The organism is Mesorhizobium sp. M0184 (genome assembly GCF_040322215.1).
Taxonomy (GTDB): Bacteria; Pseudomonadota; Alphaproteobacteria; order Rhizobiales; family Rhizobiaceae; genus Mesorhizobium.
In genome coordinates this window covers 1-19,895 of record NZ_JAMYSZ010000058.1, presented here as the reverse complement: position 1 = coordinate 19,895, position 19,895 = coordinate 1, and the positions used below count along the sequence as shown (strand labels likewise).

The following is a 19,895-nucleotide window of genomic DNA, read 5'->3' as shown; positions in this document are numbered from 1 at the left end:
CCTGGGTTTTTGTGTTATATCTCTCTTTTTGCGTGGTCAGCCCGGGCCGGCTTTCGGCCAGCACCGGCCTTGGCGTGTCGGGGGGGGGGGGGGCGCGTACGTGGGCGGGGTGGCCCTTCCTGCTGCGGCTGGCCTCCGGCTCCTTCGGGCCGTTCGGTTATCCCGTCTGGGTGGCAATCGCCGCTGTGCTCGTGGCACATATCGCGCTCTACCACACCCGCTTCGGGGTGCATCTGCTGGCGACGGGCGGCCAAACCGAAAGTGCCCGCTCGCTCGGGATCCGGACCAACCGGGTCAAGATCGCCGCCTACACGATTTCCGGAGTCTGCGCCGGCATCGCCGCGCTGCTTCTGGTGGCCCGCATCGGCTCGGCCGAGCCGCTGATCAACACCAGCCTGCTGCTCAATTCGGTGGCGGCGGTGGTTCTGGGCGGCGTCAGCCTGTTCGGCGGGCGCGCCAGCATTCTCGGCCCGGCAATCGGTGCGCTGATGCTCACTGCCCTCGTCAACGGGCTGACGCTGCTTAGCGTTTCGGCCTTTTACCAACCGCTCGCCGTGGGTGCCATCGTGGTGCTGGCAGCCCTGATCATGCGGTATCAGAAATGAGCGCCGTCAATCACACCCGGTCGTCCGACGCGATCCTCACTTGCGAAGGGCTGAGCAAGCATTTCGGCGGCATCCGGGCCTTCACCGATGTCGCCTTCCAGGCCCGTCGCGGCGAGGTCACCGCGGTGATCGGCGACAATGGCGCCGGCAAGTCGACGCTGATACGCTGCCTGGTCGGGGTGCACGTGCCGGACGCCGGAAACATCGTCTTCGACGGCCGGCCGCGCCCCTTCGCCAATCCCGACGATGCGCGCAAGGCCGGCATAGAAACGGTTCACCAGAACCTGGCGCTGATCGACGAACTGACCGTCGCGCAGAACCTTTTCCTCAACCGCGAGATCGTGCGCCGGATCGGACCCTTCGCCCTGCTCGACCGCAAGGCCATGAAGCAGCAGGCTCGCGCCATGCTCTCGCGCCTGTCGATCAACATGCCCTCGGTCAGCCAGCGCGTGCGGCGGCTGTCGGGCGGACAGCGGCAGGCGATCTCGATCTGCCGTGCTGCCGGCTCCGGCGCCAAGCTGGTGGTGATGGACGAACCGACCGCGGCCCTTGGGGTGCAGGAAACCGCCAATGTCGAAGCCCTGATCCGGCGCCTGCGCGAGCAGGCGGTGAGCGTCATCCTGGTCAGCCACAATTTCGATCAGGTGCGGCGTCTGTCCGACCAGATCTGGGTGATGCGGGCCGGACGGATGGTGGCCACGGTGCGTGCCTCGGAGACCACCGGCAACGAGCTCGTCGCGCTCGTCACCGGCGCGGCGTGACGGCGGGCACACTAACCAGCGAGGGACGACGTGATTGAGTTCAAAGGGAGTTTGCGATGGCAGTAATCCGTGTCGGACTTGTGGGTCTAGGAGAGGTTGCGCAGTCGATCCATCTGCCGGTGCTGAGCGATCAGCGCGACCGCTGGTTGATATCCGGCGTTTATGACGTTTCGGCGAGCCTGGTGGCGCTGTGCCGGTCCGAATATCCAACCGCCGCTGCCTTCGATTCCGCCGAGGCACTGATCAATTCACCTGACATCGACGCGGTTTTTATCCTCTCGTCCGATGACACCCACAGCCGCTTCGTGCGTGCCGCCATCCAGGCGAACAAGCATGTGTTGCTGGAAAAGCCGGCCTGCCTGACGGTGCGCGAGATCGACGAGCTGCTGGCGCTGACGCCGAATTACGCCAAGACGATCTTCGTCGGTTACATGAGGCGCTATGCTCCGGCCTATCTGGCGGCGATTGAGGAACTGCCCGACTTCGCTGACATCACCCATGTCCGCATCTTCGACCTGATCTCCGAAGGCCGGCATTTCCTGAAAAAGAGCCAGAATGTCCTCTATCCCCAGGACATCGAGCCGGACTTGCTGGCGCGCGGCGCCAGGGAACGCGAAGCGCTGATCCGTGAAGTGGTGGGTATTGATGCCCCCGCCGATCTGGTGCGGGCCTATCGGGGCCTGACGGCGCTCTCCTCGCACCACATTTCGGCGATGCGGGGACTGCTCGGCGAACCGGCTCGCGTGCTGGCGGCGCACCGCACCAATGGCGGCGCCAATACCAGCGTGACATTCGACTACGGACATTTCGCCGCCTGCTACGACGCGGTGGTCGACGATCTCGGCCTGTTCGACGCCATGATCGAGGTGCGCTCGAACACCAAGCGGGTCCGCATCTTCTACGCCACGCCCTATATCCGCAGCCTGCCGCCGCAGCTGGAAGTGACGGAAGCCGGCGTCGGCGGTCCTGTGACGCGGACATACGGGCCGCTCTATGGCGATGCCTTCTCCAATGAGCTCGAAAGCTTCCATCGCCACATCATGGACGGCACCAAACCTCTGACCGATCTCGCGGACTCTCGTCGCGACTTGGCGCTGATGGCGGAGATCATTGATCGCATGAAACAGACTACGGGGATTATGCGCTGAAGCTGCCCTTTTAGGGTAGATCCTACGAGGAGATTGCATTGGCTCCCGGCTGGCGGGTCTACGCTTTCCGGCTCGCGGTCTATCCGCCAACCATCAGCTTGACGACTTCGTCATGGTTGGTTTCCGATATCTTGCGCTCGCCGGCCTGGACGCCGCGCCGCAGCACGATGATGCGGTCGGACACGGCGAAAATATCCAGCAAATTGTGCGAGATGAAGATTACGCCCCTGCCCTGGGCCTTGAGTTGGTGGATGAGCGAAATGACCTTGCGCTGTTCGGGCACGCCGAGGGCCGCGGTCGGTTCGTCCATGATCAGGATCTGCGCGTCCCAATAGACGGCCCGGCCGATGGCAACAGCCTGCCGTTGACCGCCGGAGAAATTGCTGACCGGGGCATCGAGCCGGCTGACATGGAAGTCCAATCGCCCCATGGTCTTCTTGGCGGCGACGGCCATGGCCTTGCGATCGAGCACCGGCAAGAAACCGAAGGCCTTGCGCATGGGTTCACGGCCGAGGAAGATATTGGCGCCGATGGACAAATTGTCGGCGAGAGCGAGATCCTGATAGATGGTTTCGATGCCTTTTTCGCGCGCCTCATGCGGCGTCGCAAATGTCACCGGCTGACCCCTCAGCAGAATTTCACCGCCCGTCGGCTGAAAGACGCCCGATATCGCCTTGATCAGCGTGGTCTTGCCGGCGCCGTTGTCGCCCGCCAGGGCCACCACTTCGCCCGGCCGCACGACCATGGAGAAATCGTTGAGCGCCCGGACGGCGCCGAAGTGCTTGGAAAGATTCCGGACTTCCAGGAGGGGGGTGGTCTGGCCTGGGCTATTCATCCTGACGGGCTCCACTGAACCGGCGCTGCGCCTGGTCGATGAGAACGGAAATGATGATGACGACGCCGACGGCGATGAACTGCCAGAACGGCTCGACATTGACGAAAACCAGCCCGTACTGAATGACCGCGATCACCAGCGCACCGGCGACCGTCCCGAAGATCGTGCCCGATCCACCGAACAGGCTGGCGCCGCCGATCACGACGGCTGCGACGCTGTCGAGCAGCAACGGCTCGCCGGCCTGGGCCGCGCCCGCGGTGAAGCGCGCTGCATAGAGGGCGCCACCGAGGCCTGCGCACATCGCCGAAAGCACATAGAGGCGCAGGATATGGCCTCTGATGTCGATGCCGGCACGACGAGCCGCCTGCACATTGGCGCCGATGGCGTAGTTATGCTGGCCGAACCGGGTCTGGCTCAGGATGTAGTGCATCGCGACGACGAAAACGGCTGCAATGATGACGAGATAAGGCACACCGTAGAACCTGCCGTTGCCGAGCAGCGCGAACCAGGAATTCTGGACCGGCACCGTCGTGCCGCCGGCGAGCAGGAAAGCAGCGCCGCGCGCCACGCCAAACATGCCAAGCGTGCCGATGAAGGGCGGAATTCTGAGGCGCGAGATCAGCAAGCCGTTGATCATGCCAGGGACTCCCGCGACGATCACGGCCGCCAGAATGCCCACCATCATGGCCAGAGGCACCGGCATGGCGGCGCCAGCCAGATTCGTGGCATGGGCCGCAACAACAGCAGCAAGGCCCATGATGAAGCCCAGCGAGAGGTCGATGCCTCCCGAAATGATGACGAATGTCTGTCCGGTCGCAAGCAGCAACGGCGCCACGGCAAATATCGCAATGGATTGCACGTTGAACGGATTGAGCACGAAGGTCGCGCCGAAGGAGGCCCTCGACCAAACCTCGAAACAGATGATCAGGCCGGCGAGAAACAGCCAGGCGCGCCCTTCGGCGATGCGTCCGAGCCAGGTCCTGGCCGGATCACCATGGTCGGCCTGAGGGGCGACATGGGTTTCGCTCTGCTCGGTTGGTGATGTTGAAGTCATTGACACATCCGATCCGCAGCGCGGCCTCCGTCAACAGGGTCCCAGAGACCCGGCGCTGGTCTCCTCCCGGCAAGCCGGAAGGGGACCAAGCTGGTTGGAATCATTCGGAATAGAGGTACCTCATTCGGAATAGAGGTACTTCGAGATGTTCGGGTCCGCGATGTTTGACTTGTCCATGATCGTAAAGCCGGTGCCGATCGCAACCGGGATCGACTGGCCGGTCAGGTGGGCATAGGCAGAAACGACACCAAAATAGCCGATCTCGGCCGGATGCTGGGCAATCGCAACGTCCACCAAGCCGGTGTTGATGTTGTCGACGATGCTGACCGGTGCGTCGAACGCGACGACCTTGATGGTCCCGCTTTGCCCTGCCTGCTTGACGCCGTTCGCCGCGCCGATCGCCGAGAACAGATTTGCACCGAACACACCAACGAGATCGGAGTTGCGCGCGAACGTCGCTTGGAGCTGCGAGGCAGCCTTGTTGGCGTCGTCGTCGTTGAACTGCGTCTCGAGCACGGTGATGTCCGGATGCTTCGCCATCTCCTTCTTGAAGCCCTCTTCACGCTGATCGGTGGTCGAAATGCCGGGCTTGACGTTGGAAACATAGACCTTGCCTTTGCCGCCTATGGCCTTGACCAATGCCCGCGCGGCGATCTCGCCGCCCAGAATGTTGTCCGAAGCAATATAGGACAGCGGGAAATCCGCCTCACCGGCACCGGTCTGGTAGACGCCGCTGCCGATGAAAGTGTCGACGGTGATCACCGGGATGCCGGCATCATTGGCCTTGCGGAGCGGCTCGACCAATTGAACCTTGTCGGTTGGCGCGATCAGGATCGCGTCTGGCTTCTTGGCGATGACCGCGTCAAGCACGGGGACTTGCGTTACCGGATTGAAATCCGAAGCGCCCTGGAACACCAGGGTCACGCCAAGGGCATCGGCCGCCGCCTGAGCGCCTTTGCGCATGGTGATGTAGAAGCCGTCGGTGGTAAGGCCCGGAACGAGAGCAATGGTGAACTTCTTGTCCTGCGCCAAAGCGGGCGTGATCAGCGCCGTTGCGCAGATGGCGAGAGCCGCCAGGGCGGCAACAATCTTCTTCATAACATCCTCCTCATAATATTGGCAGATTTGCCGTTGCGATTGATATCGGGAATGGCCGTCAATCTGTTCAGGCTACGAATCGTAAATGCGCTGACGGCCGGAAAACGGGTTTCGCCTGCTTGCTGTTACGGGCAGCTCCTCCCAGGCGCCCAGTCATTAGATCAGCCAGTCGAAACCGACCAGCCCTGCTGCCCGCAGTCCCGTTTCCTCGCATCCGCAAGGTCCAGAGAACTGCGCCGCTCGGCGCGCATGCGCGCCTAGCGGCAGGTTGTAACACTTTGCTGAAAGAAATTGCAACCGGTACTTCCCTGGCCGGAACGCTTTTCAAACCGGACAACATCTGTCTGCTCCGCAGGGCCCGCACGGCAGACTATTGCCCCCAAGTCCCTGACGAGACAACAGGTGATTTCGGGGCCCCAGGCTCCCGGACCGCGTGGCGTCGATCGGTTCAGGATTGATCAGGCGCGCCGATGTCGCGCATCATGGTGTCCGCCTTCTATCGAGGCACGAGAGCCACGAGGATGGCTTGCGCCGTTTTCGTGTCCGTTATCAGGGCATTGATGAGTCTCGCGCGGACGGCACCGATGATGGCCGTCGCCTTCTCCGGCGAGGCGGCAACGCCGATGACCAAGGGGACGGTTCGAAGCTGGGCCGGCGACATTGCGATCATCCGGCCCTCCCCTTCCCACGGGATAAGGGTGCCTTCGGCGTCGAAGTAATGGCGGATGACGTCTCCAGCCGCATGAAACAGGGCCTGTTCGCTCAGTGTGGCCGCGCTCGCCTCGGGCGGATTGATGGCATGGGGCAGGCCGATGCCGACGATCGCAACGTCGGTCCGGTCCCAAAGCGCGACGCTGTCGCGGATGGCCGCATCGCCAAGGAAGACCTCACGCAATTCGGTGGACGGCAGATAGGGCGCATGGATGAAATGCGGCGTCCCGCCGAACTCTTCGGCGGCCAGCCGTACAAACTCGTTGATCTGGAAATGCGCCGCCTGCTGCTGCATGCCGCCGGTGGCAGCGACGGTAAGGACCCCGGGAATGCGCGGCAGGCCTGCCCGGATCACCTCGCGGATGGCTCGCCCCCAGCCGACGGCAACCACCGAGCCGGCCGTCAGTTCCGCTTGCTTGAGCAAGGCGCCGAGCGGTGCGGCGAGCGCCGTCAGCGCTCCGGCTGCCGGCGTTTCGACGACCGCGGCGTCGCGCAGCCCCAACCCGTCAATCAACTGCCTGGTGATGTCCTCGGGCGTCACAAGGTCGAGAACCTCGATCCGCACGATGCCCTCTGCTCTCGCCCGCTGCAGCAAACGCGATATGGTGGCGGTGGAGACACCGAGCCGGCGCGCAATGTCGACCTGCGACATCTCCGCCTCGTAGTGCATTTTGGCGACCGTATGCAGCATCGTCCGCGATGCGGCCGCATCTTGTGTGGGAGGGACAGACAGCTTGCAATTCCTTTCAGCAATGTGTTACAGACCCATCAACCGATGGGAGTTATCGCGCAAATCCGGCAGACTCGCAACTTGGGTTCGTTTCCACCGAACGTTGCTGCCAAGCCAGATTTCTCGGTTCGATAGCGCATCAAAGCGGCAAACCTTCCTGCCGGCAGGCAGGTAAAAACTGAACATTTCTTGTTCCACGGATCTGCGCCCTGGTGAATGGGCGCCAACATCGGACAAAAGACCATGACAAAGATGACGACGGCGGAGTTACGCGGCTATCAGCAGATATGCGGCAAGGACGGGGCCATGATGGCCATCGCCTGTGACCAGCGCGGCGGCATGCGGACCTTGCTGGCGTCGGACCCTGCCGAACAGGCCAAAATCACCAACGACATGCTCGGCGACACCAAGGAGGACATCACGCGATACCTCGCCAGTCAGGCATCCTGCGTGCTGCTCGACCCGCTCTGCGCGGTGCCGCGGGTTGTCGATGAAGGGGTGCTGAACCGGGATACGGCTCTGCTCATCGGCCTCGATGCCTCGGGCTTCGACGTCTCGCCCGCCGGCTACCGCCTGTCGCGCCTCGTTCCCGACATCGACGCGCGCCGCGTCCGCGAACTCGGTGGCACCGGCGGCAAGATCATGGTCTATCTCAGGGCCGACAGACCGGAGGCGAACGAGTATAACGTCGCCATTCTGCGCCAGTGCATCGCCGACTTCGGGCAAGAGGACCTGCTGCTCATCGTCGAATTCCTGACCTATCAACTCGAAGGCGAAAGCCTTGAAGACTATACGGCCAAGATCCCCTGGCTTGTCGAAGAGGGCACTCGGATTTCGCTGGAATGCGGGGCAAAGGTGCTCAAGCTTCCTTATCCCGGAACGCCGGAAGCCTGCGCCAGGATCAGCAGCATGGCTGGCGAGGTGCCATGGGCGGTCCTCTCCGCCGGCGTCAACCACGCAACGTTCCTGGGCCAGGTCGAGATCGCGATGAAGAACGGCGCGTCAGGCGTCATCGCCGGCCGGTCGCTGTGGAAGGACTGCATCTCGCTGGACCGTGACATTCAGCGGGAAAGGCTTAAGACCATCGCAGTGTCGAGATTGCACGAGCTTCAGGCCGTGATCGGAAACTACCGGCAGAAAGCCGCTTAGTCATTCGCCGTTCACACCGGGCACACACGGGACGTCATGCCTCATAGTTCGATGGCCATCGGGATCGATATCGGCGGCACCAATCTGCGCGCCGCCCGCATTTCCGGCACAGGCGAAATCCTTGACCGCATGTCCGAAAAGAGCGCGCCGGACCCGGCGCTCATGCTCTCCCGGATCGCCGAGATGGTGCGCCGGCTCGATTCTCCGGAGGTTGCCGCCATCGGCATCGGCGTCCCGGGACGCGTCGATGCGCGGCGTCGCGCCGTCTTGTCCGGAGGCTATGTCAACCTCGCCTCGGTCTCCCCGGCGCAACGGCTGGAAAACCTGGCGGGCAAGCCCGTCGTGATCGACAATGATTGCAACATGGCACTGGTCGCCGAGATGGCTCGAGGCGCCGCCATGGGTCACGAAAACATCGTCATGTTCACCATCGGGACCGGCATTGGTGGTGCCGTGGCTCAAGACCGGCAGATCGTCCGCGGCAAGGGGACGGCGGGGCAGCTCGGCCATATCACTGTCGACATATCAGGCGAAGCCTGCGTCTGCGGCCGGCGCGGCTGCGTTGAAACCACCAGCTCCGGTACAGCACTTGGCCGTCACATCGCACGCGCAGGCCTCGGTCCGGATATCTCGGTCGATCAGCTTTTCGCCCGGGATGCGAGCGGCGACACGCCGGTGCGCGGGATACTGGAAGCCTGGGCCAGACCGTTGCGTGCGGCAATCGATACAGCGGTGGCGATGTTTGCCCCCGATCTGGTGCTGCTCGGCGGCGGACTTGGCCAGGCGGCCCATCAGGCGCTTACCAAGGCTCCGGCCTTGGCTCCCTGGTACCAATGCCCGGTTGAACCGGCGCAACTCGGCGACGACGCCGGCGTCATCGGCGCCGGTCTGCAAGCGCTGGCAGGGCAGGCGGCAGTTACGGCCTCGCCGGTGACCTCGCCATCCGCTGGACTCAACCCGGGCCGGCGTGCCGTGCCCGGCCAGCGCGCCGTGCTGGTCAACGGCATCCCCGCCAGCGGCAAAAGCACGGTCTCGCGCGGTATCGCCGACCGCCTAGGGTGGCCATTGCTTACGCTCGATACCATTAAGAACCCGTTCCTCGAAGTGCTCGGCGGCGGCGATCGTGAATTCAACCGCTCGCTCGGTCGCGCCAGTTACGAAGCCATCTGGTCGGTCGTCGGCGAAGCTCCCGCGGGCACAACAGTTGTCGTCGATGCTTGGTTCGGCTTCCAGCCGCGCCAGGTGCTCGAGGATCACCTGCGAAGGGCTGGTGTCGAGCGGACCGCCGAAATCTGGTGTCATGCACCCGGCGAGGTTCTTGCCGAGCGCTATCGCGCACGGCTCGACCAGCGTCCCGCTGGCCACCCCGGGGCGGCCTATGTCCCCGAGCTGATCGAGCTGGCCAAGCGCGCCGAGCCGCTGCGGCGTGGACCGCTCTTTGACGTCGATACGACGAAACCAATCGCTTTCGATGCCATCACGCAATGGCTGCGGGCGACGATTGACACATAGGCAGGCGAAGCTTGCGCGCCTGAAATGATGATCCGCGCGCGACTGGTCCGCGGCGTGATTTCACTCGTGCTCTTGATTTTGATGCCGGGAGCGGAAGCTCGCGCTGGATCGAGGTGACATGGATGACCACGCCCGAGCCTTGCTCCATCATCATCGGCAACAGGGCAGATCAAGCAGGGTTCATCGGCTTCGCGCGAGGATGATTTGGAACGACGGGAAGACCAAAGACGTTCGTGCATATTGCATCCGCCAGCCACAGGTCTAACGCTTGCTATTCTCAGTAGTTCGAGGCGTACCATGTTTCGCAACTTGGGCATCATTTCTCTGCCTCGCCCGCTTGAGCGTCGTGTGGACACTCTTGCCCAGTCGTTCATGCGCCAGCGGCTCGGATCTCAGATGGACTTCTCGACTCCGAAAGGCGAGCCGGCGCTGTTACCACCCAACTCGGTGTCCTGGCGCATTTTTAAGAACCCTGTTGCGGTGTTCATCGGCGGGGTAACGGCGGTGCTGCTCGAATTGGCAGAGCCGCGGGTTCGCGACGCCATTTGGCAGCACAGCAGCTTCCGCTCCCTCGCGCTCCGACGGTTACAGCGTACGGGCCTCGCTGCCTTGGTCACGGTCTACGGCCCCAGATCCAAGGCTAAGGCCATGATTGAAGATGTGGTCAGGATGCATGGGCGCGTTTCAGGTCGAACCAGCGAAGGCGAGCCATACCACGCCACCGACCCGGAGCTGCTGGACTGGGTGCAAGCGACGGCCGGGTTTGGTTTCATGGAGGCCTATCACATCTATGTGCATCGTCTGCATTTTTTCGAACGGGACGCGATGTTTGCTGAGGCTCGCCCCGTCGCACTTCTCTATGGGGCCGTCGGCGCGCCCACGTCTCAGGCCGAGCTTTACGCGCTGTTCGACGTGATGAGGCAAAGACTCGTCGCGTCGCCGATCGTCTCGGAGTTCCTGCAGATCATGGAAGAAGTTCCCGCCTTGCCGGGAGTTGCTCGACCCCTTCAGCGGCCGCTTCTGAAGGCGGCCGTCGAGATCCTACCCCAATGGGTCCGCAAGCGGTTGGAACTCGGCGACCGCTGGACCTTGAAGCCGTGGGAGCGTGCTGTTGTGAAGACGACGGCTGCAATTTGCGACAGCACCGCGCTTCATTCATCACCAGCCGTCCAGTCGTGCCGCCGCCTCGGCCTTTCCGAGAGCTATCTCTATCGCCGAACGGCATCCGAAAACCTACACAGAACCGGACAGTGTTCCTTGACCTAAATGTCAGGCCCGCGTCGTGCAGACGTTCAGCTTCTAGTTAACGCGTCTTGAAGGCACGAACTCGATAGCCCACTGGACGGTGGGGCGTGACGGAGGCCCGCCAAGCAGATGCGAACAAACTACCGGACGGCTGCCGGCAACAGTGAAGCCGTCGTACCGTCAAAACCGGCATGGGCCGGCTCGTGGCCGGAGCCGCCGCCCGAGATGACCGTGTAGCCCTTCTCGGTGACTGTCAAAGTCACGATCCTGATCCGCGGGTCAAAGAGCGCCTCCAGCAGCTGAGCGGGGCCCTCCGGTGCGACAAGAATATGGCCGATAGAACCGACTATCCGAAGATTCGTCTGTTCATCTTGACGACTGACAACTGTGTACAAACCATCTTGGGGAGCAAGCGCGTCCCGCGTGTCCGAACTCCGGGGGAGGCTGCAATGGTGCCCAATCGAGTTGTCCCGCGGCCAAGCAATCATCCGTATAGATTGCCTGATGGGCCCTGTGGAAGTTGTCGATACCGAGATGCACGATTCCGGGCGTCACACTCCGTCGATCGTACCGATGAATTTGGACAACGGCTGATGCGAGCGCCAAATTGGCGTAAGAACGACGATTTTCCATTGTATGCAGCTCAATCGAAATGGAGACCACCGTTCATGTCGATAACCTCACCCGTGATGAACCCGGCTAGAGGTGACGCGAGGAATGAAACGGTGTGGGCGACTTCTTGAGGTTCGCAAAATCGCCCGACCGGGATTTGAGCAAGCTGGGCCGCGCGCTGTTCGTCGTTGAGCTGTTCGGAAACCATCGGCGACATTACGTAGGCGGGGGCAATTGCATTCGAGGTTACGCCCTGGCCAGCGGTCTCGCGGGCAATCGAAAAGGTCAGCCCTATCATCGCGCTTTTCGAAACTGAATACGCCGTCCCTGCGGTCAAGCCTCCGCTTTTGGCGGCATAGGAGGAGATATTGACCACCCGACCCCACCGTTTCGAGCGCATCGCTGGAAGAAATATCTGGGCGAGAAGGAATGCGGCTTCTACGTTGACTATGTTGACCCTTCGCCATTCCTCGATCGAGGTGTCTGCCATTTTGTGGTTCGACAGAATGCCAGCATTGTTGACCAAAATGTCGACCGAACCGAAGTGCTGAAGAACCTTCTCCGCCGCCGCGCGCGTTGAACTCTCAACTGCCAGATCAACACCGACGGCAACGGCGCCATGCCCTATCCGCGACGCCAGCGCCTCTGCGGCCTTGGGGAGCAGATCCAGGACTGCTACTTGAGCGCCGGCGCGCGCCAGTTCCACTGCGATTGCGGAGCCGATAGCGCCTGCGCCTCCAGTTACGACAGCGGTTTTTCCTTCTAGCGATTGCAAGCGGGAATTCTCCATTGCTTGGTCAGACCGCGGCATGACGTGTCTCCGACGCATGCGCGTCGAAAAGGACAAAGATTTTATCGAGATGGGCGACCAATGCGGCTTCCGCACCGGGTCCGTCATTGGCATCCAGCGCATCCAGAATTGCCAAATGCTCCTGCAGCACAACCGCAAAGCGTGCGGCATTGCCGGAGAAACGAATAAAGCGAGTCAGCTTGGCTTTAGCAGCGTGGATGGTCGTCCAAACTCCCGGTCGCTGCGCGAAAGACGCAAACAATTGGTGAAAATTCTCGTCATTGTCGTGAAATCCGTCAATATCGCCCTCAGCGATACTCCGTTCTTGAGCCGCCACCAGTGAACGCATTTCAGCGCTCATCGCTGGCGTCCAACGCGGCGCAACTTCGCGAAGAAGGCAAGTTTCCAGAGAACGGCGGACAAAATGGCTGTCTTGGATGCTGACGATATCAATTTGCGAAACAAAACTGCCGAGCTGCGGAAAGACACTTACAAGTCCGTCTTCGGCCAATCTTTGGATCGCTGCCCTCACAGGTGTGCGAGACACATTGAACTGGCGACACACCGCGTTTTCACTAATCGACTCGCCAGGCAAGAGCTTCGCACGCACGATTGCCTCGCGCAGGACGGAGTAAATTTGCTCACTCGCCGAACTGCGCCGGTTCAAAAACACGTCTAGTTCAGCCAATCCGGAAGACATGGCTTTCGCTCCATTCTGGTCGAAACGCGATATCGCGTTTCGCTCGCCTTCTTGCACAATGTCAAAATCCCATTGCAAAAAGCAGTTGCGCCTTGTATACAAGTGTACTAGAACTTCTGCGGTGAATGCAAGGCATTTGCGCCGGCGGTCTCGACAATTTTAAGCGGGAAGGCGGCGCTCTCAACGGGAGGAGTTTTGATGTCGAACTATTTGTGTCGCGTGCTGGCGATTGGACTGCTATCCGCAATAGGCGTGGGGTCCGCCTTCGCCGCTGAAGATTCAAAAATTGCGCTGGTTCCCGGAGGTCCGCACCCCTACTTCGCGGCGTGGGAGCAAGCTGGTAAGGATGCTGCCAAGGATTTTGGCCTGGCCGCAGCAGACTACAAGGTGCCGCAAAAGTGGGAACTCAGCCAGCAGAACCAGCTGCTCGAGAGCCTTTTGACCCAGGGTTACAACGGCTTTCTGATTTTCCCAGGTGACCCCGTCGGATCGGTCAGTACCGTCGACGAGCTCGTGTCCAATGGCGCGCCTGTCATCGGCGGCGCAGGGTGCTTCAAGGATCCTTCTTCAGCAACCTTCTGCCTCGGCACCGATACTGGCAATTCAGCGTACATCGGAACCAAGGAGCTTTTGAAAACACTGACGGGCACCAAGAAGCGCATTGCTCATTTCACCGGCTTCCTTGTTGATCCGAATACCCAGCTTCGCATCGACGCCGTCAAAAAAGCGGCGGAGGAAGAAGGCGCAACGGTCGTCCAGGTCATCGCTGACATTGATGCGCCCGAGCCAGCCGAGGAAAAGATCAATGCCTACCTGGCAGCTCACGCCAACGACGTCGATGGCATCATCACGACCGCTTGGGTCCCTGCGGTTGTAGCCTCGAACGCAGTTCGAAAGATCGGCGACAAGCGGATCAAGATGGTAGCCATTGATCACGATCAAGTTGTGTTGAAGGCGATCAAGGATGGCTTTGTGAATGGCACAATGCTGCAGAATCCGTATGGCCAAGGCTATATCGGCACTTTCGTTCTCGACAAGCTTCGTTCGGGTTGCGCTGTCAAGACCGATGCGCCTTTTAAGAAGAATGCCCTCACTGACAAGTTCATCGACTCTGGAACCGTCTATGTCGCGGCCGACAAAATCGATACTTATGTTGACGCCATGCGCGACACGACCAAGAAGCTCTTTGAAACCTTCCAGGCGACTTATCTGACCTGCAAGTAACCAGATTTCCACCAATGCCGCCGGGCTGCGTTCAAGCAGACCCGGCGGTCGTCCAATCAAATTGCACGGTGTCTGTCGTGACCCAGAGCTACCCTGATAACATGGCGGCCTAGCCATTGAAGGTGCGAAACCATGTCTTATTCAGATGTGCCGGCGAAGGGTCCCGGTGGCGATATCGTCGGCAAGCCGCGCAGGAATGCCACCGAGACGCGATTCTATCTGACCAATGAGTTTGGGCTCATTGCCCTCATTGTGGTCTTTGCGCTGGGCTTCAAATTCACAACAGAGGGTTTCTTTTCGGCCTTCAATTTGTTCACCCTCGGTCGTATCGCAGCCGTCAACATCATGATCGGCTTGGCCATGATGGTCGTCGTTATAACTGGGGGGTTGAACCTTGCTGTAGGGGCGATCGGCGTTTGTGCCGCAATGACTTGCGGCTATCTCATTGAGGTCGTCGGGCTTCCGTGGCCACTCGCAATTCTCTCAGCCGTGGCCCTTGGCGCCTTGCTGGGCTTTATCAACGGATGGACTTCCGTTCGCACAGGATTGCACAGCTTCATCATCACGCTCGCGACAATGAGCATTTTCTTCGGCGTAATGATCTTCCTGACGCGTGCAGAATCCTATCGCGCTCTGCCACCCGTCTTTGCAGCGTTCGGACGCATCAAGCTGTTGGGTTTTTTCTCTCCGCTCCTCCTGGTTAGCCTCATGGCTGCATTGGTTCTAGGATATCTTTATAATTTGACAGCGGTTGGGCGGGAGATGCTGGCTGCTGGCGCCAAGCCCGAAGCGGCGGAGATGTCCGGCATAAATGTCGGGCGCATCTTCATATACTGCCACATGCTGTCTGGCGCGCTCGCCGCCTGCGCGGCTCTGATGCTAGTCGCACGCAATGGAGCGGCGATCCCATCAATGGCGGGACAACTCGGACAGGACTGGCTGCTCATCGCGTTCCTTGGTCCTGTGTTGGGGGGAACACTTTTGGCGGGCGGCAAGGCATCGGTGCTGGGGACGTGCCTAGGTGCGTTTCTGGTGACGATGCTGACTAGTGGTTTGCTTCTATTACAGCTGGGCGATTTCTGGATTCAGAGCTTTTTGGGTCTGCTTTTGCTGGCTGCGGTATTGATGGACAAAACACGCCGAACCTTTCTGGCCCGGAGGAACATGGCATGAACGGCTCCTTCGCCAACGCCGTGCGGAGCGACTGGTTTGGGCCGCTGCTGGTTACGATCGTCGCCGTTGCGATCGTGGGGGGCTTCAACCCATCATTCCTATCGCCATTGAATATTCAGGTGCTGCTGCTCGCAATTGCAGTAAATGGCCTGATCGCGTTTTCGCAAATGCTCATCATCGCTATCGGTCAGATGAATTTGTCTGTCGGGGCTATCGGCGGTCTTTGCGCTATTGTTTTCGCCGGCATGATGGACGCGTGGCACGTGCCCGCATCCCTTGCCGCCTTAACCGCGCTGTCGCTCGGGGTCATATGCGGCGTAATAAACGGATTTCTGATCGCCCGAACTGGCATTTCGGCGTTCGTAATTACCCTCGCCAGCCTGTCCGTTTACAAGGGCATCAATTTGGGCATCACACATGCCCAACCCTTTTATGATATCTCAGACGGCGTGAAATCCATCGGACAGGGCGCGATCTTCGGGATCATTCCTTGGTTGATGCTCCCGACCATGGCTGTCGGGCTAGCCTTGTGGTTCATGCTTAATCGGCAACCCATAGGGCGGTTTATTTTGGCAGTCGGCGGCAATCAACATGCCGCAGAATTGTCGGGAATATCGATTGCAAATACAGTTGTCATCGCGCACGCCCTTTCGGGGTTTCTTGCAGCGCTTGCCGGTCTTCTCCTTGTTGCCCGTTTACAAATGGGTCAACCGACGATCGGCGACGACTGGCTAATTTTGTCTTTTGCCGCGCCCGTCATCGGCGGCGCGGTCTTGGCCGGCGGACACGTCAGCGTGCCCGCTACGCTGCTCGGGGTGGTGATCGTTGCAATAATCACACAAGCCCTAGTGCTTTTCGACATCGACCCGTTCCTCGTGCAGGTCGTGCTGGGCGCAATGATCTTGGCGGCAGTCGGCGCCAATCGTTTTCGCGAAAGTCGTTTGTCACGAAATCTCAAGAGGCTCTGAAATGGCGAGCGAGATAGCGTTCCAGGCTCTGGGCATTGAGAAGTCCTTTCCAGGCGTAAAGGCCCTAAAGGGCGTTTCCCTGACACTTAAAACTCATTCCATACATGCTTTGCTCGGCGAAAACGGCGCAGGGAAGTCAACGCTTATCAAGATCATTACCGGTGTTCACCACCCCGATGCCGGCCGCCTCATCCTGGAGGGCCAAGAGGTTCATTTCGGCTCGCCGCGCGAGGCCATCGCTCATCGTGTTGGCGTCGTACATCAAGAACGGAATCTTATCCCGAGGTTTTCTGTTGCGGAAAATATCCATCTCGAGCAACTTGGGGCTTCGTTGCTAAAGCCGGTGGACTATGCCGACTTGAACAAGCAGGCCGCGCGTTGGCTTGAGGCCCTCGGCCTAGACATCGACCCAAGAACCCCGGTATCGCGCCTTAGCGTCGCCAAGATGCAGCTGGTCGAAATCGCCAAGGCCTTGTCTCTGCGCTCGCGAGTGCTTCTCCTGGATGAACCAACCGCATCACTTACCTCGAGTGAAACTGATCTATTATTCTCGTTTTTGCGAAAGCTGCGAGACCAAGGCGCCAGCCTGCTATTTGTCAGCCATAAGCTGGAAGAAGCGCAGGAGCTTTGCGACAGCGTCACAGTGCTGAGGGATGGGTCGAATGCCTGTGAAAGCCGGCCAATGGAGGGCCTGGGGCGGCAAGACATTGTCCGATTGATGATCGGCCGGGCCGAGGGTGAAGGCGGCTGGCGGGAGCGCAACTCGACTGGGGCTCCTCCGGCCATCGAGCTCAAGAACATTGAAACATCTTTAGGCCATTCGGACGTCAATCTGCATGTCCGACAAGGCGAGATTGTGGGCCTCTATGGCCTCGTGGGCGCCGGAAGGACCGAGCTTGCAAAATGCATCCTGGGTCAGTTTCCGCTGACGGCTGGTACCGTCGAGATCGACGGGAAGCCGGTTAAGATCAGGTCGGTCGGCGAAGCCATCCACACGCATCGTGTGGGATACGTCAGCGAAGATCGAAAGGGCGAAGGTCTGGTCTTGATGCATTCGGTGCTGTCAAATGCTGGAATTGCAGTGTGGCGCCCCCTTTCGGCACTTCTCGGATTCCTCACCGACCGCCTCGTGCGACACAAGGTAACGCCATACATCGAGAAGCTTGAGGTGAAAACACCCAGCCTCGCGCAGACGGTGGCCAACCTTTCGGGTGGCAATCAGCAGAAAATCAGCGTCGCCAAATGGCTGGCAGCAGGCGTCAAGATCTTGCTGGTTGACGAGCCGTCAGTCGGCATCGACATCAAGACCAAGGCTTACCTGCACGATTTGCTGCGAGAACTCGCCGACAACGGCACTGCCATTTTGCTGATCACGAGCGACATGCCCGAAATGATCCTGCTCGCTGACAGGATTCTGGTCATGAACGACTACCGGCTTCAGGGCCAGTTAATCAATGACGGATCCTATGCCGGCATGAGCGAGGGCATCATGAATCTGATCCATAGGGCTGAGGCCGCCTAAGCTCCTCACACTTTCAGGACTTTTCACCATCGGCCAAGAGGATCCCGTGGACAGGCGTGAGTTCGGCAGGACTGGATTGCAGGTATCCGCGCTGAGCTTTGGTGCGTCCTCTCTGGAGGTGTGGGCATGAGCCTCGCCGAAACCCTTGGCAGAGGCAAACTCGAAATCCCAATTGGCCCCCTTCTGGCCGGGCGATTCATGCGTGATGACGATGATGCCGGCGTCCTTGGCCTTCTGCAGCACCGGCTCGAGCACCTTGGCGTCGTTCGGCACCACGCCGATGACTTTTACGCCCTGAGCGATGAGATCCTCGATGGCGCGAACCTGAAGTGCAGGATCGGCGCTGGTCGGGCCAACCATGAACGCATCGATGCCGAGCTTCTGACCGCGCTCCTTGATACCGGCCTCCATCGCGTTGAACCACGGAATGCCACCAATCTTCACGACGATGCCGACCTTGCCGGCCTATTGCGCCAGCGCCGCGAACGATGCGCCAAGCGAAAAAGGCCTTGGTGAACACCATACCTCAGCCGTCACATCCCGATTCCGCGCTTTCTGCCGAAGCTCCAGTCGATGCCGCCGCTGTTTTGCACGAGGCCGGTGATGTGCTGGCCGATGCGCCCTTCCAGCATCGGCTGCCAGGGCACGAGCCGAAAGCCGAGACCATTGTCCAGCATGGCGAAGCGCCCGCTCGCAAGACTGACGGGGCCAAGCAGCGTGCCGCCGACATGATTGCCGGGCTGGACGGGCGCGAAAGTGAGGCCGCGCGCAGCGGCCATTTCTTTGCAGACGCGCGCCCCCGCCGGGCGCCCCCGCGGCCCACCACGGCCGCCCGCGAAGGTGATGGTCCGGCTCGTCGCGTCGCGTTCGGCATGGCTCATCCTGACAAGCTGGGCAGCCCGTCTGTCGAGAGCGTTGTCCACGTCGAGACCAAAGCCTGACCGGACCAGCGGCATGGGGATCCTGGTCGTAAGCTCCCGATCGAGCCAGGTGGCGCCGTCGCTGCCGATCTGCGCGTCGAGGTCAAGCGTCGAAAGCAGGCGGACGGAGAAGTCCTTTCCGCGGCTGCGGGCATCGTAGGCGATGCCGCGCTCGGACAGGTGTTTTGGAATGCGCCAGTGGTCTTCGTCGATGCGCTCGACATGGCCGGCCCGGCGCAGCGCTTCGAGGCGGCGGACATGGAAGCGGACAAAGGCATCCGGGTCTTTGCCCCGCTCCAAAAATGCCTCGCGGATTGCCTCCAGGTGTCTGCTCGGCCGATAGACGCCGTCCTCGCCGGCTGCGACGCCGATGTTGCGGTCGGCGGCGCGCGGCTCCTCCTTCGGCGGGATCGGATCAAGCGCTACGATATGGCCGCGCTGGATGTCTTCGAGCTTTGCCGCATCGGCGGTCTCGACATAGTGCGTTCGCCCGTCGACGCCGTTGATGACGAGCGACAGCTTATCGCTCATCTCGTCGCCGGCAAGACCCTTGGCGAGCACACGGCCGACGACCGGCTCGGTGATGGTCTGCCGGTGCATGACATATTGCGCTGGACCCCGCTCGTGGGCGAGGCCGTGCTCCTCCAGCGCCCGGTGCATGGTCTTGATGATGTCGTTGCGCTCGCCAAGCGCCCGCAGCGTGCCTTCGGCTTTGTCGGAGATGAACCAACGGCCGGGCTCCATCTCGTTCGCCAGGCCGAGGTGCTCCAGCTTCTTTGCCCGATCGATCAGCAGATAGCGATTGCTGGAAATGGTGTAGCTGTCGCTGGCATTGGGACGGAGGTCGACAACATCGTGCGCCTGCTGTTCGGCGATCAGCATGCGGTCGAGCCGGGTCAGCCGTTCGGCGTCCACCTCGTTGGCCAGCTTGCGGGCGACCTCGATCTCGCTTTGCAGCCCAAGCTCCCGTTCCACCAGCTCGCCTGCCCGGTGACGGATGCCATGGGCGATGTAGTCGCCGGCGATGTTCAGGATCTTGCCGTCGCCGGTGACGCCGCGCAGCAGCACATGGGTGTGCGGATGGCCGGTGTTGTGATGGTCGACGGCGATCCAGTCGAGGCGCGTGTTGAGGTCGGTC

At 60.9% G+C, this 19,895-nt stretch carries 18 protein-coding genes and 1 pseudogene; 10 read left to right on the top strand and 9 right to left on the bottom strand.

Features of this window, described 5'->3' with window-relative positions; all coding sequences use genetic code 11:
- From NKJ23_RS33160 to NKJ23_RS33150, 3 genes are all read left to right on the top strand, one after another.
- Positions 1-605: ABC transporter permease (locus NKJ23_RS33160; RefSeq protein ID WP_352684921.1), on the top strand; the 605-nt coding region annotated here is incomplete at its 5' end.
- Positions 602-1,366, top strand: coding sequence for an ATP-binding cassette domain-containing protein (locus NKJ23_RS33155; RefSeq protein WP_352620787.1), 765 nt, complete (start codon positions 602-604; stop codon positions 1,364-1,366). The genes NKJ23_RS33160 and NKJ23_RS33155, both read left to right, overlap by 4 nt.
- 56 nt (positions 1,367-1,422) lie before the next feature.
- Positions 1,423-2,514, top strand: coding sequence for a Gfo/Idh/MocA family protein (locus NKJ23_RS33150; protein WP_352684919.1), 1,092 nt, complete (start codon positions 1,423-1,425; stop codon positions 2,512-2,514).
- A 79-nt stretch (positions 2,515-2,593) separates the two neighbouring features.
- Here NKJ23_RS33150 and NKJ23_RS33145 read toward each other — a convergent pair whose 3' ends face one another.
- From NKJ23_RS33145 to NKJ23_RS33130, 4 genes are all read right to left on the bottom strand, one after another.
- Positions 2,594-3,349, bottom strand: coding sequence for an ATP-binding cassette domain-containing protein (locus tag NKJ23_RS33145; RefSeq protein ID WP_023680286.1), 756 nt, complete (start codon positions 3,347-3,349; stop codon positions 2,594-2,596).
- Positions 3,342-4,403 carry an ABC transporter permease subunit gene (locus NKJ23_RS33140; protein WP_023680285.1) on the bottom strand — a complete coding sequence of 354 codons (1,062 nt, stop codon included), beginning with the start codon at positions 4,401-4,403 and terminating at the stop codon, positions 3,342-3,344. The genes NKJ23_RS33145 and NKJ23_RS33140 overlap by 8 nt, the downstream gene beginning before the upstream one ends.
- Positions 4,404-4,523: 120 nt before the next feature.
- Positions 4,524-5,501, bottom strand: coding sequence for an ABC transporter substrate-binding protein (locus NKJ23_RS33135; RefSeq protein WP_352457851.1), 978 nt, complete (start codon positions 5,499-5,501; stop codon positions 4,524-4,526).
- Positions 5,502-5,997: 496 nt separating this feature from the next.
- Positions 5,998-6,903 carry a sugar-binding transcriptional regulator gene (locus NKJ23_RS33130; RefSeq protein ID WP_352524718.1) on the bottom strand — a complete coding sequence of 302 codons (906 nt, stop codon included), beginning with the start codon at positions 6,901-6,903 and terminating at the stop codon, positions 5,998-6,000.
- 282 nt (positions 6,904-7,185) lie between these two features.
- On the opposite strand from NKJ23_RS33130, the gene NKJ23_RS33125 reads away from it, so the two are divergent.
- The 3 genes from NKJ23_RS33125 to NKJ23_RS33110 all read left to right on the top strand — a co-directional run bounded on the left by NKJ23_RS33125 (position 7,186) and on the right by NKJ23_RS33110 (position 10,869).
- Positions 7,186-8,091, top strand: a complete 906-nt coding sequence (locus NKJ23_RS33125) for a tagatose-bisphosphate aldolase (RefSeq protein WP_031213032.1) — start codon at positions 7,186-7,188, stop codon at positions 8,089-8,091.
- A gap of 36 nt (positions 8,092-8,127) precedes the next feature.
- Complete coding sequence (locus NKJ23_RS33120; RefSeq protein ID WP_352684917.1) at positions 8,128-9,603, top strand: ROK family protein; 1,476 nt, start codon at positions 8,128-8,130, stop codon at positions 9,601-9,603.
- Between the two features lie 297 nt (positions 9,604-9,900).
- The gene (locus tag NKJ23_RS33110; protein WP_352684915.1) at positions 9,901-10,869 is read left to right on the top strand and encodes an oxygenase MpaB family protein; all 969 of its coding nucleotides are present in this window, start codon (positions 9,901-9,903) and stop codon (positions 10,867-10,869) included.
- A gap of 119 nt (positions 10,870-10,988) precedes the next feature.
- Here the strand turns inward: NKJ23_RS33110 and NKJ23_RS34825 are convergent, their stop codons facing one another.
- The 3 genes from NKJ23_RS34825 to NKJ23_RS33095 all read right to left on the bottom strand — a co-directional run bounded on the left by NKJ23_RS34825 (position 10,989) and on the right by NKJ23_RS33095 (position 12,950).
- Positions 10,989-11,111, bottom strand: a complete 123-nt coding sequence (locus tag NKJ23_RS34825) for a hypothetical protein (protein WP_502894702.1) — start codon at positions 11,109-11,111, stop codon at positions 10,989-10,991.
- A gap of 380 nt (positions 11,112-11,491) precedes the next feature.
- Positions 11,492-12,271 (bottom strand): SDR family NAD(P)-dependent oxidoreductase, encoded by a 780-nt coding sequence (locus NKJ23_RS33100; RefSeq protein WP_352684913.1) that lies wholly within the window; start codon positions 12,269-12,271, stop codon positions 11,492-11,494.
- Positions 12,258-12,950 carry a GntR family transcriptional regulator gene (locus NKJ23_RS33095; RefSeq protein ID WP_352648447.1) on the bottom strand — a complete coding sequence of 231 codons (693 nt, stop codon included), beginning with the start codon at positions 12,948-12,950 and terminating at the stop codon, positions 12,258-12,260. Before NKJ23_RS33095 ends, NKJ23_RS33100 begins: the two co-directional genes overlap by 14 nt.
- A 198-nt stretch (positions 12,951-13,148) precedes the next feature.
- On the opposite strand from NKJ23_RS33095, the gene NKJ23_RS33090 reads away from it, so the two are divergent.
- From NKJ23_RS33090 to NKJ23_RS33075, 4 genes are all read left to right on the top strand, one after another.
- Positions 13,149-14,174, top strand: coding sequence for a sugar ABC transporter substrate-binding protein (locus NKJ23_RS33090; protein WP_352684911.1), 1,026 nt, complete (start codon positions 13,149-13,151; stop codon positions 14,172-14,174).
- A 132-nt stretch (positions 14,175-14,306) separates the two neighbouring features.
- Positions 14,307-15,347: an ABC transporter permease gene (locus NKJ23_RS33085; RefSeq protein ID WP_352571719.1), complete on the top strand. Its 1,041-nt coding sequence runs from the start codon at positions 14,307-14,309 to the stop codon at positions 15,345-15,347.
- A complete protein-coding gene (locus tag NKJ23_RS33080) occupies positions 15,344-16,315 on the top strand; it encodes an ABC transporter permease (RefSeq protein ID WP_352457842.1) in 972 nt (323 codons plus the stop codon). Before NKJ23_RS33085 ends, NKJ23_RS33080 begins: the two co-directional genes overlap by 4 nt.
- A gap of 1 nt (position 16,316) precedes the next feature.
- Positions 16,317-17,837: a sugar ABC transporter ATP-binding protein gene (locus NKJ23_RS33075; RefSeq protein ID WP_352457841.1), complete on the top strand. Its 1,521-nt coding sequence runs from the start codon at positions 16,317-16,319 to the stop codon at positions 17,835-17,837.
- 126 nt (positions 17,838-17,963) lie between these two features.
- Here the strand turns inward: NKJ23_RS33075 and NKJ23_RS33070 are convergent.
- Both NKJ23_RS33070 and NKJ23_RS33065 read right to left on the bottom strand, forming a co-directional pair.
- Positions 17,964-18,287: pseudogene (locus tag NKJ23_RS33070) on the bottom strand (substrate-binding domain-containing protein); the annotation flags it as partial.
- An 83-nt stretch (positions 18,288-18,370) separates the two neighbouring features.
- The coding region (locus tag NKJ23_RS33065) for a DUF3363 domain-containing protein (protein ID WP_352684908.1) at positions 18,371-19,895 on the bottom strand (1,525 nt) is incomplete at its 5' end.